Here is a 16,738-nt window from a genome sequence, read left to right on the forward strand (position 1 = left end):
TGTGCTTTGCGGCGCTAATATTAACTAAATATGTGTGGAGTACAGCATGAACAATCAAAAATTAAGCGAATTTGAGCAATACTTTCAGATAGAAGAAAGCAACCGCGTGAACTTATACGCTGTTGAGCCACATGTTGTGCCGAAAACGCATGCTGAACTTGAAGCCGATATTCCCGCCCTATTTAAGCTTGCAAATGAAGTGAATGAACTTGAGCAAAGTACATTACGCCCACTGCGTAATTTAGGTGACATAGCTCAAGAGCTGGCCATATTTTTACAAGCTCAATCACGTAAAATAGACTTGATTATGAGCCACATTCTGGCCTCTGAACAGCCCGAAGATAACGCAAATTATTGTGATAGTTATGGTGGCGGTGGCGTAAAACTCACATCGACTGAGGTATACGAATTAGGGCAAACGTTTAGAACCAAACTATTTTTGCAGCATGAAGCATCAGCGATATATTGTTATACCGAATTAGTTGCGATTGAAAAGCGCGATGATGATAAATACCAATACACTTTATTATTCACTGCCATTCGCGATGCAGACCAAGATTTAGTCGTTCGGGCAGCATTGCATGCACAAACTCGCCAGCTTAAAAAACGTCAACAAGAAAACACGTCGCAAAGCAGTTAAAAATCCTGCTTTATCGCGCACAAAAAGCTGACATCTATGGCTAAAATGCTAAACTAGCCCCACCTTTGTTTGTTTAATACCTTCATGAAATTTAGACTTTTACCTGAATGGGCTGAGCAAGACGCTGTAATGCTCACTTGGCCGCACCAAGATACCGATTGGGCTGCAATTTTAACGGTTGTAGAACCCGTTTACGTCGCCCTATGTCAAGCAATTAGCCAACAACAAGATGTGGTGATTGTTGCTCATAACGACGCACTTAAAAACCACATAAGTGCCCTACTGGCCGACGCGGGTGTTGATGCACACCGTATTCACTTTGTCGTTACCCCGTGCAACGATACATGGGCTCGCGACCATGGACCGTTAACCTGTGCGAACCTTGATAACGCAGCTGATTTAAAAATCATGGATTTTATTTTTAATGGCTGGGGTAATAAATTCGAAAGCCAGCTTGATAACCATATTAATCAAGTGCTCGTCAAACAACTAGCAAACCCAAACACGGCTTATCAGCAAAGTGATTTAGTGCTTGAAGGTGGCGGCGTTGAAATTAATGAGCACGGTGTGCTGTTGACGACCAGTGAATGTTTGTTAAACCCGAATCGTAATCCATCGTTATCTAAAACAGACATCGAGCAAATCCTTAAAGAACAATTAGGTGCCGAATCGTTTTTATGGGTTGATCACGGCTATTTAGCGGGTGATGACACAGACAGCCACATTGATACGTTAGTGCGTTTTGCACCAAACAATACGCTTGTATACGTTAAGTGTGATGACGAAAATGATGAGCATTTTGCTGCATTAGACGCGATGGAAAAACAGTTACACACGTTTAAAACACACCAAGGTGAAGATTACAGGCTTATCGCTCTTCCTTGGCCTAAAGCGGTGTTTAACGATGACGGTGACAGATTACCCGCCACTTATGCCAATTATTTAATCATCAATAAAACAGTGCTTGTGCCAATTTACGGTGATGAACATGACTCACTGGCATTAGCTCAAATTGCAATGGCCTACCCAGAACACACCGTACTGGGTATTAACTGTTTACCAATTATCCATCAGTTTGGCAGTTTACACTGCATTACGATGCAATTACCGCGCGGCTTTTTAGCAGGAGCAAACAATGACTAAACCAACGCATTTAAAGGTTGCCCTTGTTCAGCAATCTAATTCTGATAACGCCCAAGAAAACATGGCAAAATCAATTGCAGGCATTCGTGATGCAGCAAGCCAAGGCGCTAAACTGGTTGTTCTTCAAGAACTACACCGCAGTTTATATTTCTGCCAAACAGAAGACGTTGATGTTTTCGATTTAGCAGAAACAATTCCAGGCCCAAGTACAGACACACTGGGTGCGCTGGCAAAAGAGTTAAATGTGGTGATCGTGTCATCATTATTCGAAAAGCGTGCCACAGGCCTTTACCATAACACCGCCGTTGTACTTGAAACAGACGGCAGCATTGCGGGTAAATACCGTAAAATGCACATTCCGGATGATCCGGGGTTTTACGAGAAGTTTTACTTCACACCGGGGGATTTAGGGTTTCAACCAATTCAAACCTCAGTGGGTAAACTCGGTGTGCTAGTATGTTGGGATCAATGGTTCCCTGAAGCCGCACGCTTAATGGCGATGGCGGGAGCTGAAATCTTAATTTACCCAACAGCCATCGGCTGGGATCCTCGTGATGATAAAGACGAGCAAACGCGTCAAAAAGACGCCTGGGTTATTTCACAGCGTGCGCATGCTGTTGCCAATGGTGTGCCCGTTATTAGCTGTAACCGCGTTGGTCATGAAAGTGATCCAAGTGCGCAAAGCGAGGGTATTCAGTTTTGGGGTAATTCGTTTATCGCAGGCCCTCAAGGTGAAATCCTTGCACACGCAAATAACAGCGACGAGCAGTTACTTGTTGTTGAACTTGACCAACAACGCAGCGAAAACATTCGCCGTATTTGGCCATACCTACGTGATCGTCGCATCGACCACTATCAGGATCTAACAAAAATTTATCGAGACTAAACACAGTTTAAAGGAGTAGTAAATGGCGTTTGCGCAATGGGCAGCATTGCCTTGGGTAAAATCTGAGAAAGATAAAATTCACTGGGGACAACTAACCGGCAGCGGGCTGAGTATCGCAATAGCCGAAGGTGTGAAACAACATAACGAACTTGTTGTGATTGTCACCCCAGATACACCAAGCGCCCTTCGCCTTGAAACTGAACTCGAATTTTTATTACCTGAAAACCCAGTCATGGTCTTCCCTGACTGGGAAACGTTACCTTATGATCATTTTTCACCGCATCAGGATATTATCTCTGCGCGTCTTGCCACTCTTAACACCTTAAAAAAAGAACAACAAAGCGTGTTAATTGTGCCCGTGTCGACCTTGATGCTACGCACTGCTCCCGCGTCATTTATCTATGGTTCAACCCTTAATTTTACGGTGGGTGACACGCTAGATACTCACACCCTACGTGATAACCTTGAGCAAGCAGGCTACTTACATGTTCAACAAGTGATGGAGCATGGTGAATATGCAATACGTGGCTCAATTGTTGACTTATACCCGATGGGGAGTCCTCACCCATTCAGATTAGACTTTTTTGACGATGAACTAGACAGCATCCGCTTGTTTGACGTAGAAAGCCAACGTTCTGATGAAAAAGTCGATAAAATAGAGCTCTTACCGGCCCACGAATTCCCGACAAACGATGCAGATATAGAACGGTTTAGAATTAACTATCGTGAACAATTTGGTGCCAGCTCCGAGCAAGATTCTATCTACATGCAGGTAACCAAAGGCACTTGGCCTGCGGGGATTGAATATTACATGCCGCTGTTTTTCGATCAACTAGCGACAATTTTCGATTACCTTCCTAACAATACCACTTTCATGCACTTTGGTGATATTGAGCATGCCGCTGAGCAGTTTTGGCATGATGTAAATGTACGCTATGAAAACCGCCGTGTAGACCCTCTTAGACCGCTTCTTGAGCCTATAAAACTTTATCAAAGTGTCAATGAACTGTTTGGTGAGTTTGCACACTACGCGCGAATACGTTTATCACAGGCAAAGCTTGGTACGAAAGCAGGACACACAAATTTAGCCAGCAACGATTTACCCAATGTACGTATTGATCATAAATTGCATGAGCCGTATCAAGGCTTAATTGACTATGTTGCCAGTGAAAAAAAACAAAAAGGCCGTGTGCTACTGTCTGTAGAGTCTGACGGACGACGTGAATCGCTGCTGACACTGTTAAGACCAAGTGGTTTAAAGTTTAAAGAATTTAATTCATTCACCGACTTTACCCAAAGCTCCAGCGACGTGGGTTTAATTGTCTCGCCCCTTGAACAAAGTGTGGTACTGGATGGTAAACCCCGTTTAACCATCATTACAGAGCAAGAGTTATTAGGTATTAAGGTGTCTCAGCGCAGACGCCGAAAACATAAATACGAAGCAAGCCAAGATGCATTAATTCGCAATCTGGCCGAACTGCGTCAAGGTCAACCAATAGTGCACCTAGATCACGGTGTGGGTCGTTATCAAGGTCTTGAAACCATTGATGCTGCAGGGGTGATTACCGAGTTTGTTACGATCACCTACGCAAACGAAGCCAAACTCTATGTGCCCGTTTCTGCACTTCATATGTTGAGCCGTTATTCAGGTGGAGAAGAAGCAAGTGCCCCACTTCATAAACTGGGTTCAGATGCATGGGAAAAAGCGAAAAAACGCGCCGCAGAAAAAGTACGCGATGTCGCTGCTGAGCTGTTAGATATTTACGCAAAACGCCAAGCTAAACCTGGCAATATGTTTAAGCTTGACGGCAGTGCTTATCGCCAATTTAGCGACAGCTTTCCATTTGAAGAAACAGACGACCAACGCAACGCCATCGAAGCTGTACTGGGCGATATGCAAAGTAAACAGGCTATGGACCGATTGGTGTGTGGTGATGTGGGTTTTGGTAAAACAGAAGTCGCCATGCGTGCTGCCTTTGTTGCCGTAAATGATAACAAGCAAGTCGCCGTGCTAGTCCCGACCACGTTACTTGCACAGCAACATTTTGAAAACTTTAAAGATCGCTTCGCTGATTTGCCAATAGAAGTCGGTGTTTTATCGCGTTTTAATTCGACAAAAGAGCAAAAAGAAACACTGGATAAAATGGCCGAAGGCAAGCTAGATATTGTCATAGGTACTCACAAATTAATTCAGCAAGACATTAAATTTAAAGACTTAGGCTTATTAATCGTTGATGAAGAACATCGCTTTGGTGTTCGTCAAAAAGAAAAAATAAAAGCACTGCGCGCCGATGTCGACATTTTAACCCTCACCGCCACCCCGATTCCGCGTACACTGAATATGGCAATGAGCGGCATGCGCGACTTATCGATTATCGCCACACCACCGGCTAAACGATTGGCTGTTAAAACCTTTGTAAGACAACGTGATGCTGAGCTCATTCGCGAAGCTATTCTGCGTGAAATTAAGCGCGGCGGCCAAGTTTATTTCTTACACAATAATGTTGAAACAATCGACCGTGTTGCTGAAGAAATTACTGGGTGGGTACCAGAAGCGAGCGTTACCACTGCACACGGACAAATGCGTGAACGCGAGCTTGAGCAAATCATGAGTGATTTTTATCACCAAAAATACAATGTGATTGTGTGTACAACAATCATTGAAACCGGCATTGATGTTCCGACTGCAAATACCATCATAATGGATAGAGCCGACAAGCTTGGCCTAGCTCAGCTGCATCAGCTTCGCGGCCGCGTTGGTCGAAGTCACCACCAAGCGTACGCGTATTTATTAACAGGCAATCCAAAGTCATTAACTAAAGATGCAGTAAAACGCCTTGAGGCCATCGAGTCTTTAGAAGATTTAGGCGCAGGCTTTGCGTTAGCGACACATGATTTAGAAATTCGTGGCGCGGGTGAGCTACTCGGTGATGATCAATCAGGGCAAATGCAGAGCATCGGTTTTAGCCTTTATATGGAAATGCTTGAACAGGCCGTTAACGCACTAAAAGAAGGCAAAGAGCCAACACTGGAGAACCTGCTAGGTCAACAGACTGAGGTTGATTTAAAACTGCCAGCCTTATTACCGGATGATTATATTCATGATGTAAATGCACGCTTAGGAATCTATAAACGCATCGCAAGCTGTGCTAATCTCAATGACATGGACGAGCTACAGGTCGAGTTAATAGACCGATTTGGTTTACTCCCAGATGCCACTAAAAACTTATTTAGTTTGCAACAACTGAAATTGCAAGCCAGCAATATTGGCATCAAAAAGATTGAAGCAAACCCGAAAGGCGGCTATTTTGAGTTTAGCCAGCATACAAAGGTTAACCCTAGCTTCATTATAGGTTTGATACAAAGTGCTCCGCATATATATAAAATGGACGGCGCAAATAAATTGCGTTTTGCGATCAGCGAGGCGAACCCTCGTGAACGCTTGAAAATGGTCACTGCAATGATTGCAGATTTCGAAAAAAAGGTTAGCCATTAATGTTGTTTAGAAATAGTTTTATTTTACTTTGTTGCTTATTTACAAGCTCATCGTTTGCAGCACGCTGGTTCGAAATAGAAGTGCTTATTTATAAACAACGTCCAGCGCCCTACTTACAAGAAGATTTCTCGTTAAAACATGATGAAATCAATGCAAAACGTTCGAAAGACTTATTATCACCTGTCTACAAAGCGCACGCTAAACAAGCTTGTATTAACGGTGATAGTCGTTTTCGTTCACAGTCATTTACTGATGAATTGATTAATTCAAACCCACATTCGAATGTCTGTGACGACAGCGTTGATTTTTTAGCAAGCTACAACGAATTACCAGTCTCTCCCCCTGTCGAACCACGTGAAGACACCGACGAAATTTATTTAATGGCGCCTGAGCAACTGCAATTTACTGAACAGAAAAACCAGCTTGATAGAAAAGGTTTAACACCGTTATTACACACCGGTTGGCGTTTTCCTGAAATGAGTGAATCACGCGCTCAAAGTATTCGGTTATTTGCAGGCAAACATTTAGCAGCAAGTTCACCTGCTATTGAACCAGATAACAATGACTTTATTAGCCTAGTAACTCCATCAGAGCAATATATTCCAGAGAGTTTGCAACAAACGCCTGATTGGGAATTAGATGGTTTAATGAAAATTTACGTTCGTCATTACCTTTTTATAAATGCTGATTTTGATATTAGTCAGCGTTTAGAAACCGGTGATTATGAAAAAGCCCGCTTTTCACAATTTAAGCGTGTGATCAGCAACGAAATACATTATTTCGATCATCCTCGTATGGGCATGATCGTGCAAATAAGACGCTACAACCATTAATGGAATCTATTATGAAAAAATATATGGCAATTGCTGCTGCCGCTGCAGTGTTAACATTAGCTGGCTGCTCTAAAGTAAACCTTGAGAACTATGAAAAAATAAAAATCGGTATGGATAAAGCAGAAGTTGAAGCTATCTTAGGCTCGGCTGATAAGTGCGAAGAGAAAACACTGCATACGAACTGTATCTGGGGTGATAATGATAAAAATATCGAAATCACTTTAGTTTCAGATAAAGTATCGCTTTATAGTAAAACAGGTTTAGACGCTAAATAATCCTGTAAGGGTGGCATATAGCCACCCTACTCACTCTTATCTAATTGACTGTGGATCAGCTCTATATTAATAATTTTGCTGCGATTTAACGTAATTTTGTAGCGTTCATACCTAGTTTCGTGCTCATTTTCTGAAAAAACTAACACCAAATTTAATTGGTAACGCCTCTCAACTGCCTGCTTTGATATTTTATTACTGTCGAGATGATAGAGTTTCCCCTCACCACGTTTTAAGTAACGCGCAAACGGCGCTAAGCTAAAGCTAACAGTTTGTTGCAACGTATCATACCCGGGCAAAAACTCTTTTGCATTGACGTGTGTTTCACTGGCAAAGTGTAACCATTGTGCTGCTTGTTTATTTTGATGGCGACGCTTAGAAAATATCTGACGCACTTTTTTTGGGATCCGCTTGAACGAGGTGTATTCGAGCCAAATGTACTGACTGGCGATCCTGTCTTTTGTAATACTGTTCTTAAACTGAAAACGCCATTTCGGCCTGCCTCTCACAATGGCACGCCAAATAACACGTGTTATATCTTCTTTAAATATTTCACGCAGCCCGTAGATCACCCCTAAAATCAAAATTAATGTCGCTGTCACTTCAGTAAAGGTTGAGCGTGCATTAAGTACAACCAGCATCACAAAAGCCATTATAACGGCAGTGACAGTGCCTTTAACCATTCGCTTTAGATAACTATTAAGATGCCGTGTGGTGCGATTTAAGATAACGCCATGCTCAATTAAGCGTTGTAATAAACGCATTTTATTTGTAATGCGGTTTGCATCTTCAAGGGTTGATTGCGAATTATACTCTTGTTCTTCTCGGTAGCTGTTTTCTGCTTTACAGAAATCGAGCAACTCACCACGCTCTTTTGCAAAATCGCTACTGCGCGGCCCTTCGTCTAATAACTTTAAAAATGATTGTTCAACATGCCAGCTTAAATAGTTATCGGCATTTTTATAAAATGGCAGCAACTTTTCATCATCTGGGGTATAACGACGTAGTTTTTTTAGTAACCCTTCAGTTTGCTCACACAACTCCATCGCCGCAGGGTAAAACTCGTCAGCTTCGTTATGTTTTAGGGTGTCTTTAATATCTGCATTGAGTGCTAGACGCACCTGATAACAATATAAATTTAGGTTTTGCCTATAATCTTGTTGCTCACCTTTGTTTTTACTCACAAACCGACTTCGCACCAGTGGCAAGTGAATATTGTTCGCATTGTAAGCTAGGTGCGACTTAAAGTGGTTGTTGAAGTACGCTTCTTCACTGAGTGTTTGTGGGTTGACACTCATTTCATTTGGAATAGAAAAATACAGATCGAGACGCTGCTCTGCGCGGGGACTTAGCTCAGGTTCGATAATAAAAGATAGGTTTTCGTCTTGTTTAAGCAATATCACCTCGTTGTTTACTTTTACACTGTAAGTTTACGCCGAGATAGCTTTTCAGACAATAAAAAAGGCCCAGTAAAAACCGGGCCTTAATAATCATTTCAAACTAGATTAGAACTTAACGTTCACACCAGCGTGGAAACGACGACCTAGTACATCGTATGTGTACGGGTCAGTGTTTGAGTCATTGTTACCTGTGTAGTAAGGTGGCTCTTTATCGAACAAGTTATTAACACCTGCAGATAGAGTCACTGTATCAGATAGTAAGTATGAACCACTGATGTCATGATAAACAACTGATGGTGTTGTAGGTGCTAAACAGCTTGATGGATCACTTTTACATAGGTAGCTATCCATTCCTGCGATATAACGTGCCTTGTATGTTGCATCCCAGCTTTCGCCACGTGCTGATAATGTAAAGTTAGACTTGATATCAGCGTAGCCACCAGAACCAGAAGTGATAAGACCCGCGTAATCAGTCGTATCATCAAGTACTGTTACAACGTACTCGTCTAGGTAAGTAGTATCTAGACCCGCTTTCCAGTTAAGGCCTGCAGCTTCAAAGCTGTAAGTTAGGTTTAAGTCGATACCAGAAGTCTTCTCAGAACCAATGTTTTGTAATTGGTTGTTGAATTTAACACGACCCGTGCTATCCATGCTGATATTCGCTGATTGACATAGCACTGTATTAGCATTGTCAGACGTTGCTAAACACTGATCAACAATGTATTGCTCATTAACTGACGCAATCGCATTCTCAATTTCAATTTTGTAGTAATCAAGTGTCATGCTGAAGCCTTCAAACCACTCTGGCTCGTACACGATACCAGCAGTGAACGTATCAGCTTCTTCTGGAGTAAGTAGAGAGTTACCACCAACAGTTACTTCAGCTTGGTCCTGAGCACCTGGGAAAGTGATCTGTTCAAACGATGGTGAGTTACCTGAGTAAAGCTCTGATACAGTTGGTGCACGGAACGCAGTTGACACAACGCTACGTAGCATTAATTCATCGTTTGCTTTCCATGTTAAACCTAGTTTCCATGTTTCATCTGAACCGAATGTGCTGTAATCAAACGCACGGATTGCTGCGCTTAGTTCAACATTTTGTGCAAATGGTGCATCAGCTAGTAGTGGTAATGCAAATTCAATATATGCTTCATTTACATCAAAACCGCCTGCTGTCGGCTCAACCATAGGGTCATTTGCAAGACCTTGTGCTGTTAGAGAGTCTGGTGTGTACCATGCTTTCTCTTGACGGCGCTCAACACCTGCAGCGAATGCAGCATAACCTGCTGGCATTTCAAACATTTCACCAGATACTGATGCTGCTAGGATGAATAATTGGCTACCACCATTGTTTACTTCTGTGTAAACATTTTTACGGAAATCTTCAGATACCCATGCTGCTTGGTCTAATGGGTTAAAAGTACCCGCAGTAATTTGATCTTGGATAGCACCCATGTTGTGAAGGTTGCTTAGCTTATCTACAGAGTCGTTACGACCGAAGTTAGCAGATACATCCCATGAGTAGTCGCCTACAAAACCTTGTGCACCAACAACAGCACGAACTGTATCTACAGACTGTTCGAAGAAACGAGCACCGGTGTCAGACATACGACGACCGTAAGAGATCTTGTCGCCATATTTGTAGTTCATTTCTTGAGTCACGTAGCTGCCATCAGCATTTTTATCTAAGTAACCGTCACCATCTAGATCAACACGTTGATCATAGCTTTGGCTAAGAAGTGAATTACCCATGTTTTCAGTGTATTCAAAGTCAAACCATACTGGCTGTGGTGCCATTTGTTGCTCTGACCAACGCTTCGTGTAAGTGAACTCAGTGAATAGAGATGTATTATCTGATAATTCATAAGTTGCTAAACCAGTCAGGTTTAAACGCTCCATTGGCGTATAAAGGTAGCTTGCTGGTGAGTAGTTATATGCATCAGCATTGCCATAACGGTGATATTCACCACCACGGCCCGTTACACCGCTGTCGTCGATAAGAGATACTGGTGTATCTTCGCCTTTAGCATTAACCGTTAGACCTTTCTCACCGTTACCATTCCAGATGTGACCACCTTCGTTGTAAGATGAACCAGTACAGTAAAGACCATTGCTGCCTTCAGCTAGTGGACACTCAGAGAAGCTACGGTCAGCTTGAGATGCTTTACCACGGTCAGTGTACTGCATACCGATTACGATATTACCTTTATCGAATGATGTACCAACAGTGAAGTCAACTGAGTTTTCTGTTGCATCGCCTTCGCCAGTGATCGCAGTATTTGCGTTCATGTCTAGGCCTTCAAAATCATCTTTAAGAATGATGTTAACAACACCTGCTACCGCATCAGTACCATAAACAGCAGAAGCACCATCTTTAAGCACTTCAACTGATTTGATCATTGATACAGGAATTGTGTTTAAGTCAACAGTAGAAGCTGCACCAGTACCCGATGCAATCATACGGCGACCGTTAACAAGAACCAATGTACGGCTGCTACCTAGACCACGTAAATCGATACGTGCATTACCACCAGAACCATTGTTGATACCTGGGTTAGTCATCGCACCGCCAGTGGCAGTCATTTTTTGTAGTACGCTATCGATGCTTGTTGCACCCATCGCTTTAATATCGTCTGCGCCGATAATTGTTACTGGGCTTGCGTTTTCCATATCTGAACGCTTAATGCGAGAACCCGTAACTTGAATTTTTTCAATAGACTCTGCTGCATTATCAGCAGCTAATACTTGCATGCTTGAGAACATTGGGATTGCTGAAACAACAGCTAAACCAAGAATTGATTTTTTCATGTGAAACCCTACTTGTTGGAAATTTACCTTTAGTTAGGTAGCGCTCGTTATTATTAGAATCACGAGTCAGCGGAGGGCAACTTAGGCGTAGTTAACTGAACGAAAACTGAATGTTAGATTAAATAAAAAACACTCCAAAAATTACGTACCCATTTAAGGTAATAAGGTTTCACTATGTATCAATGTTAACAATAAAAAACCAATACAAAACAAATAGGTACAAAATGTTTAAAACAAAAAAAACACGATTGAAATCAATTACACACACTTTGTAATCAAGTGTAACTGCGATGGATATTTGTCTTTAAATGAAAATTTTACAAGTTGATCACACAACGTTATAAAAACCGTAATAGGTCAATATGTCTGCTAACCATAGTTATTCACAAAAAATAACTAAATTGGCAAAGTTAGCTTTTAAACAAGGTATTAGAGGATGGTTTTTGTATTTTGTTCACACGGATTAAATTTCCATGCAAAAAAGCAGTATGAGCGTGTTATTCAAGATAAGTGGCAAACGTAAAAGCTATTACCTATTATAAGGCAATGAGGAGGCTGTTAATGCTCAACCTTATTTACACAGCATGGCGAGAGTCAAAGTAATAAAAAACACTCTGCTGACGGTTTTGCGCATCGGTAAAAACGACTGTCATTTTCCAGGTCATCACGGGTTCGGAGCACACTCCGACCATCGTCTGGGCCGACCAATAACTGCTTTTTTGGGTAAACTGTAAAGGGATATACCCCATATACATCGTAACCCCTTCTAGTTTTGCCGAAACGTTATACGCATTTGGAGGTAATTTAAGGTTGATTGAAAAGGGAGTTTCTGGGCTGATGGCTGAATTGGACAACCAAATTTCCACATCGTTTGCAAACTGACAATGTGTATTTTTTTCGCACGTTGCACTTGTCTGTGGCTCATCTATACTTTGCCTGTCACAAGCAACTATGAAAACACTCAAAAACAAAATGTAGATGGTTATTGTAGTTCGCACTCAACTTACCTGTATAAAATAAAAGCGGATACTAGTCCGCTCGTCTATGAAAAACAACTAGGCTAAGTAGAATAAGTTAATAAAAATACAATGACTGACAAAAAATAACCAACAAAGCGGGAAAATTTGATTGATGTCATAATTTTATGCAATTGACCTATCTTTTTAAGGTCAAAAATTTTATCATTTCCATCGCAAAATAAGGGTTTCTCGAGTTTGTTTTCTGAAGCTATCATCTACAGCTAGCTTTGGGTAACACGCTTGTGAAGTAATAGTAGGCCCCACTTATTACTAAGTGGGTAATTCATTTCTAAAACGCATTAATTGCAGCGGAAGCCAGAAAATGAGCCAAACAGTAGCATCACAAACTGAGTACAATTATAAAGTTGTACGCCAATTCGCTATTATGACAGTGATTTGGGGCATCGTTGGCATGAGTGTTGGGGTTCTGATTGCTGCCCAATTAGCTTGGCCAGCACTTAACTTTGATACACCATGGTTAACTTACTCTCGACTACGTCCGTTACATACGAACGCAGTAATTTTCGCATTTGGTACAAGTGCACTTTTTGCGACGTCTTATTACGTCGTACAACGTACGTGTCAAACGCGTCTTTTCTCAGATAAACTAGCGGCCTTTACCTTTTGGGGTTGGCAACTTGTTATCGTACTTGCCGCGATTACCTTACCGTTAGGTATCACGAGCTCAAAAGAATACGCAGAACTTGAATGGCCAATTGATATTCTTATCGCGGTAGTTTGGGTAACCTACGCCGTTGTATTCTTTGGTACGCTAATCAAACGTAAAGTATCGCACATTTATGTTGCAAACTGGTTCTATGCTGGTTTCATTATTACTGTTGCCGTATTACACATTGTAAACAGCATGGCAATTCCGGTGTCACTAACTAAATCATACTCTATTTATGCGGGTGCAGTAGATGCGATGGTTCAGTGGTGGTACGGTCATAATGCTGTTGGCTTCTTATTAACTGCTGGTTTCTTAGGTATGATGTACTACTTCGTACCAAAACAAGCAGGTCGCCCTGTATATTCTTACCGTCTATCGGTTGTTCACTTCTGGGCGCTTGTTTCTTTATACATCTGGGCAGGTCCTCACCACCTTCACTACACTGCGCTTCCAGACTGGACGCAAAGCTTAGGTATGGTTATGTCAGTTATCTTATTCGTCCCATCATGGGGTGGTATGATTAACGGTATCATGACGTTATCAGGTGCATGGCACAAACTTCGTACTGACCCAGTACTTCGCTTCTTAGTTGTTTCACTGTCTTTCTACGGTATGTCTACGTTTGAAGGTCCAATGATGGCTATTAAGTCTGTTAATGCACTTTCACATTACACAGACTGGACAGTAGGTCACGTTCACTCAGGTGCGCTAGGTTGGGTTGCGATGATTTCAATCGGTGCAATTTATCACTTAATCCCTGCACTATTCTCTCAGGGTCGTATGTACAGTGTTAAACTGGTTAATACACACTTCTGGTTACACACTGTAGGGGTTGTTCTATATATCGTAGCAATGTGGATTTCAGGTGTAATGCAAGGTCTTATGTGGCGTGCAGTAAACTCAGACGGTACGTTAATGTACAGCTTTGTACAATCACTAGAAGCATCGTATCCGTTCTACATCATGCGTTTCCTTGGCGGTGTATTCATCGTAACGGGCATGCTAATTATGGCTTACAACGTTTACCGTACAATTGCTGCGAAGAAAGATTCGCTTCAATTAGACGCTGACGCACAATTAGCATAACGGAGTAGGATGATGAGCAATAATAATTCACAAAACAAACATGAAATAGTCGAAAAAAATGTTGGCCTTATGGCTATCTTGACTGTCTTTGCGATCAGCTTCGGTGCACTTGTAGAAATTACACCGTTGATGTTCCAAGATGATACGACTAAGCCTGTTGATGGCCTACGCCCTCTTACAGCTTTAGAAATGGAAGGTCGTGATATTTATGTACGTGAAGGTTGTTACAACTGTCACTCACAAATGATTCGCCCTTTCCGTGACGAGGTTGAGCGTTATGGTCACTACTCTGTTGCTGGTGAATCAGTATGGGATCACCCATTCCAATGGGGTTCTAAACGTACTGGTCCAGACCTAGCACGTGTTGGTGAGCGTTACTCAGACGATTGGCATCATGCGCATTTAATGGACCCACGTGCTGTGGTTCCAGAATCAAATATGCCAGCGTTTCCTTGGTTAGACGAAAACAGAGTCGATACGACCCATACTCTTAAAAAGCTTCAAATATTCCGTGATAGCTTCGGAATTGATAAAGCAAGCACCCGTTACGACGGTAAAGGTTATGGAAGCGATGAAGAGTTACAAGCTGACATTGCGAAAATTGAAGCCATGAACAATGGTGAAGGCGCAACTGAGATGCAAGCTCTAATTGCTTACTTACAACAGCTTGGCACACACTTGAAGTAATTATTATGGATTACGGAACATACAGAGGCATTTTAACTCTGGTAATTTTAGTACTGTTTATTGTGATTGTTGTATGGGCATATAGCAAGCGTAGCAAACGTCGTTTTGATGACGCAGCTAATGCCATATTTGAAGATGAAAAAAAACACAACAACACAATCTCTAACGAGGAAAAGGAGTCTGAGAAATGACTAGCTTTTGGAGTATATGGGTTATTGTATTAACCCTTGCGTGTCTTGCTATCATCTTCGGCCTACTTCTGTGGAACTTAAAAAACTACACAGGTGTTAAAGAAGGCGAAAGCTGTGGTCACGAATTTGATGGCATTGAAGAGCTGAATAACCCACTACCAAAATGGTGGACTTACATGTTCTTTGCAACATTCGTTTGGTCAGTTTATTACTTAGCGGCTTACCCGGGTTTAGGTAACTGGGAAGGTTTAGGTAAATGGACAAGTTCAAACCAAGGTATTACGTCTTTAGAAGAGTCTAAAAAGGCTACTGAAGAAGCGTTAGCCAATGGTGTAAACGTTCAATTAGACCAAGAGTTTATTGCAGCAGATGAGCGTTTTGGCCCAATCTTTGAGTCGTTCGCGAAACAAGACATTGAATCACTTGTAAAAGATGAAAAAGCGCTTGAGATTGGTCAACGTTTATTCTCTCAAAACTGTGCTCAGTGCCATGGTTCAGATGCGCGTGGTGGTCAAGGCTTCCCTAACCTAACGGATAACGATTGGTTATACGGTGGTTCACCAGACAAAATTAAAGAAACGCTTCTTTACGGCCGTGTTGCAGCAATGCCACCTTGGGGTGATGCACTTGGCGAGCAAGGCATTAAAGAAATGACTGCTCACGTACTTAGCCTTTCGGGTCGTACAGTTAACCAAAAAGACGCTGAAGCTGGTGCAGCTAAATTTGCAATGTGTGCTGCGTGTCACGGTGCTGACGGCAAAGGTTCGGTTGCTCACAACTTACCGTTTGGTGCGCCTAACCTAACCGACAATATCTGGTTATACGGTGGTTCTAAACGTGCTGTTGAAGAAACACTGAGAAATGGTCGTGCAGGTGTGATGCCAGCATGGAAAGACATTCTTGGTGAAGACAAAGTACACCTTTTAACAGCGTACGTTTACAGTCTGTCACAAGAAAAATAACCGCGCGGTTAATAAAATGTATATACAATTAATCTTTTAATTCAATAGATTAATTAAGATCAAAAAAGCCTCCATCTGGAGGCTTTTTTTTAGTCTTTTGCTTTTAGATCCGATAAAATGCGTATAACGTTTTTTGAGGTAGTAAGTACTATGAATCCCACTCCTTGGTATAAAAATTTCTGGCCATGGTTTTTAATCTCTTTTCCACTTGCCGCTATCATCGGTTGTGCGGGTCTTATTTATATGGCAATAGGCAACGGACCTGACATGGTTGTTGATGATTATTATAAAAAAGGAAAAGCAATCAATTTAGAGCTTAGTAAATTTAATAAAGCCAAAGCGCTTTATTTACATGGTGATTTAAACGTTGCTGATGACAAAGTCACGTTTGTTTTCACTAAAGGTGATGCCAGTAATGTTCATTCTTTAAAAATGTCATTTTATCATCGCACCATTAAAGCTAACGACTTTGATGTAAGCTTAATGAAAAATGCTCATGGTGACTTTACAGCCCTGCTCGATGCTCATGTTGATGGTGCGTATACCGTATTTATTGAACCTGTCGATAACAGTTGGAAACTAAAAGAAGATATTATTCTTCCAACAGCTAAAACAATTTCGATTAGCCCTGAATATAAGTAGTTA

General features: G+C 41.7%; 14 protein-coding genes. 11 read left to right on the forward strand and 3 right to left on the reverse strand.

What is annotated here, in order from left to right; translation table 11 throughout:
* Positions 1-46: 46 nt before the first annotated feature.
* The 6 genes from LPA49_RS00105 (at position 47) to LPA49_RS00130 (ending at position 7,273) form a co-directional block, all read left to right on the forward strand.
* Entirely contained in the window at positions 47-640 is a 594-nt protein-coding gene (locus tag LPA49_RS00105; RefSeq protein ID WP_065978500.1) for a hypothetical protein, read from the forward strand.
* Between the two features lie 84 nt (positions 641-724).
* Positions 725-1,783, forward strand: a complete 1,059-nt coding sequence (locus tag LPA49_RS00110) for an agmatine/peptidylarginine deiminase (protein ID WP_118844375.1) — start codon at positions 725-727, stop codon at positions 1,781-1,783.
* Positions 1,776-2,669, forward strand: coding sequence for a carbon-nitrogen hydrolase (locus tag LPA49_RS00115; RefSeq protein WP_036967897.1), 894 nt, complete (start codon positions 1,776-1,778; stop codon positions 2,667-2,669). The genes LPA49_RS00110 and LPA49_RS00115 overlap by 8 nt, the downstream gene beginning before the upstream one ends.
* A 22-nt stretch (positions 2,670-2,691) precedes the next feature.
* Positions 2,692-6,165 carry a transcription-repair coupling factor gene (mfd, locus tag LPA49_RS00120; protein ID WP_180310898.1) on the forward strand — a complete coding sequence of 1,158 codons (3,474 nt, stop codon included), beginning with the start codon at positions 2,692-2,694 and terminating at the stop codon, positions 6,163-6,165.
* A complete protein-coding gene (locus tag LPA49_RS00125) occupies positions 6,165-6,998 on the forward strand; it encodes a CsiV family protein (protein ID WP_036967893.1) in 834 nt (277 codons plus the stop codon). The genes mfd and LPA49_RS00125 overlap by 1 nt, the downstream gene beginning before the upstream one ends.
* An 11-nt stretch (positions 6,999-7,009) precedes the next feature.
* Positions 7,010-7,273, forward strand: coding sequence for a lipoprotein (locus LPA49_RS00130; protein ID WP_036967891.1), 264 nt, complete (start codon positions 7,010-7,012; stop codon positions 7,271-7,273).
* 26 nt (positions 7,274-7,299) lie between these two features.
* On the opposite strand, the gene LPA49_RS00135 is transcribed toward LPA49_RS00130, so the two are convergent.
* The 3 genes from LPA49_RS00135 to LPA49_RS00145 form a co-directional block, all read right to left on the reverse strand.
* Entirely contained in the window at positions 7,300-8,667 is a 1,368-nt protein-coding gene (locus LPA49_RS00135) for a hypothetical protein (protein ID WP_036967889.1), read from the reverse strand.
* Between the two features lie 108 nt (positions 8,668-8,775).
* Positions 8,776-11,478 (reverse strand): TonB-dependent receptor, encoded by a 2,703-nt coding sequence (locus LPA49_RS00140; RefSeq protein ID WP_075593483.1) that lies wholly within the window; start codon positions 11,476-11,478, stop codon positions 8,776-8,778.
* Between the two features lie 575 nt (positions 11,479-12,053).
* Entirely contained in the window at positions 12,054-12,476 is a 423-nt protein-coding gene (locus LPA49_RS00145; protein WP_230235245.1) for a hypothetical protein, read from the reverse strand.
* A gap of 343 nt (positions 12,477-12,819) precedes the next feature.
* On the opposite strand from LPA49_RS00145, the gene ccoN reads away from it, so the two are divergent.
* The 5 genes from ccoN (at position 12,820) to LPA49_RS00170 (ending at position 16,735) form a co-directional block, all read left to right on the forward strand.
* Entirely contained in the window at positions 12,820-14,253 is a 1,434-nt protein-coding gene (gene ccoN / locus LPA49_RS00150; protein WP_036967883.1) for a cytochrome-c oxidase, cbb3-type subunit I, read from the forward strand.
* Positions 14,254-14,265: 12 nt separating this feature from the next.
* Positions 14,266-14,940 (forward strand): cytochrome-c oxidase, cbb3-type subunit II, encoded by a 675-nt coding sequence (gene ccoO, locus LPA49_RS00155; protein ID WP_036967880.1) that lies wholly within the window; start codon positions 14,266-14,268, stop codon positions 14,938-14,940.
* Between the two features lie 5 nt (positions 14,941-14,945).
* Positions 14,946-15,131 carry a cbb3-type cytochrome c oxidase subunit 3 gene (locus tag LPA49_RS00160; protein WP_010373992.1) on the forward strand — a complete coding sequence of 62 codons (186 nt, stop codon included), beginning with the start codon at positions 14,946-14,948 and terminating at the stop codon, positions 15,129-15,131.
* Positions 15,128-16,093: a cytochrome-c oxidase, cbb3-type subunit III gene (ccoP, locus tag LPA49_RS00165; protein WP_065978503.1), complete on the forward strand. Its 966-nt coding sequence runs from the start codon at positions 15,128-15,130 to the stop codon at positions 16,091-16,093. Before LPA49_RS00160 ends, ccoP begins: the two co-directional genes overlap by 4 nt.
* 150 nt (positions 16,094-16,243) lie before the next feature.
* Entirely contained in the window at positions 16,244-16,735 is a 492-nt protein-coding gene (locus LPA49_RS00170; protein WP_036967874.1) for a FixH family protein, read from the forward strand.
* Positions 16,736-16,738 lie beyond the last annotated feature (3 nt).

This window comes from Pseudoalteromonas sp. MB41, from assembly GCF_020966275.1.
Classification (GTDB): domain Bacteria; phylum Pseudomonadota; class Gammaproteobacteria; order Enterobacterales; family Alteromonadaceae; genus Pseudoalteromonas; species Pseudoalteromonas lipolytica.

Coding starts and splice junctions, on each gene's coding strand:
- ccoO (WP_036967880.1), top strand. CDS start 14,266: ATGAGCAATAATAATTCACAAAACAAACATGAAATAGTCGAAAAAAAT.
- LPA49_RS00110 (WP_118844375.1), top strand. CDS start 725: ATGAAATTTAGACTTTTACCTGAATGGGCTGAGCAAGACGCTGTAATG.
- LPA49_RS00140 (WP_075593483.1), bottom strand. CDS start 11,478: ATGAAAAAATCAATTCTTGGTTTAGCTGTTGTTTCAGCAATCCCAATG.
- mfd (WP_180310898.1), top strand. CDS start 2,692: ATGGCGTTTGCGCAATGGGCAGCATTGCCTTGGGTAAAATCTGAGAAA.
- LPA49_RS00160 (WP_010373992.1), top strand. CDS start 14,946: ATGGATTACGGAACATACAGAGGCATTTTAACTCTGGTAATTTTAGTA.
- LPA49_RS00125 (WP_036967893.1), top strand. CDS start 6,165: ATGTTGTTTAGAAATAGTTTTATTTTACTTTGTTGCTTATTTACAAGC.
- LPA49_RS00105 (WP_065978500.1), top strand. CDS start 47: ATGAACAATCAAAAATTAAGCGAATTTGAGCAATACTTTCAGATAGAA.
- LPA49_RS00170 (WP_036967874.1), top strand. CDS start 16,244: ATGAATCCCACTCCTTGGTATAAAAATTTCTGGCCATGGTTTTTAATC.
- ccoP (WP_065978503.1), top strand. CDS start 15,128: ATGACTAGCTTTTGGAGTATATGGGTTATTGTATTAACCCTTGCGTGT.
- LPA49_RS00130 (WP_036967891.1), top strand. CDS start 7,010: ATGAAAAAATATATGGCAATTGCTGCTGCCGCTGCAGTGTTAACATTA.
- LPA49_RS00115 (WP_036967897.1), top strand. CDS start 1,776: ATGACTAAACCAACGCATTTAAAGGTTGCCCTTGTTCAGCAATCTAAT.
- ccoN (WP_036967883.1), top strand. CDS start 12,820: ATGAGCCAAACAGTAGCATCACAAACTGAGTACAATTATAAAGTTGTA.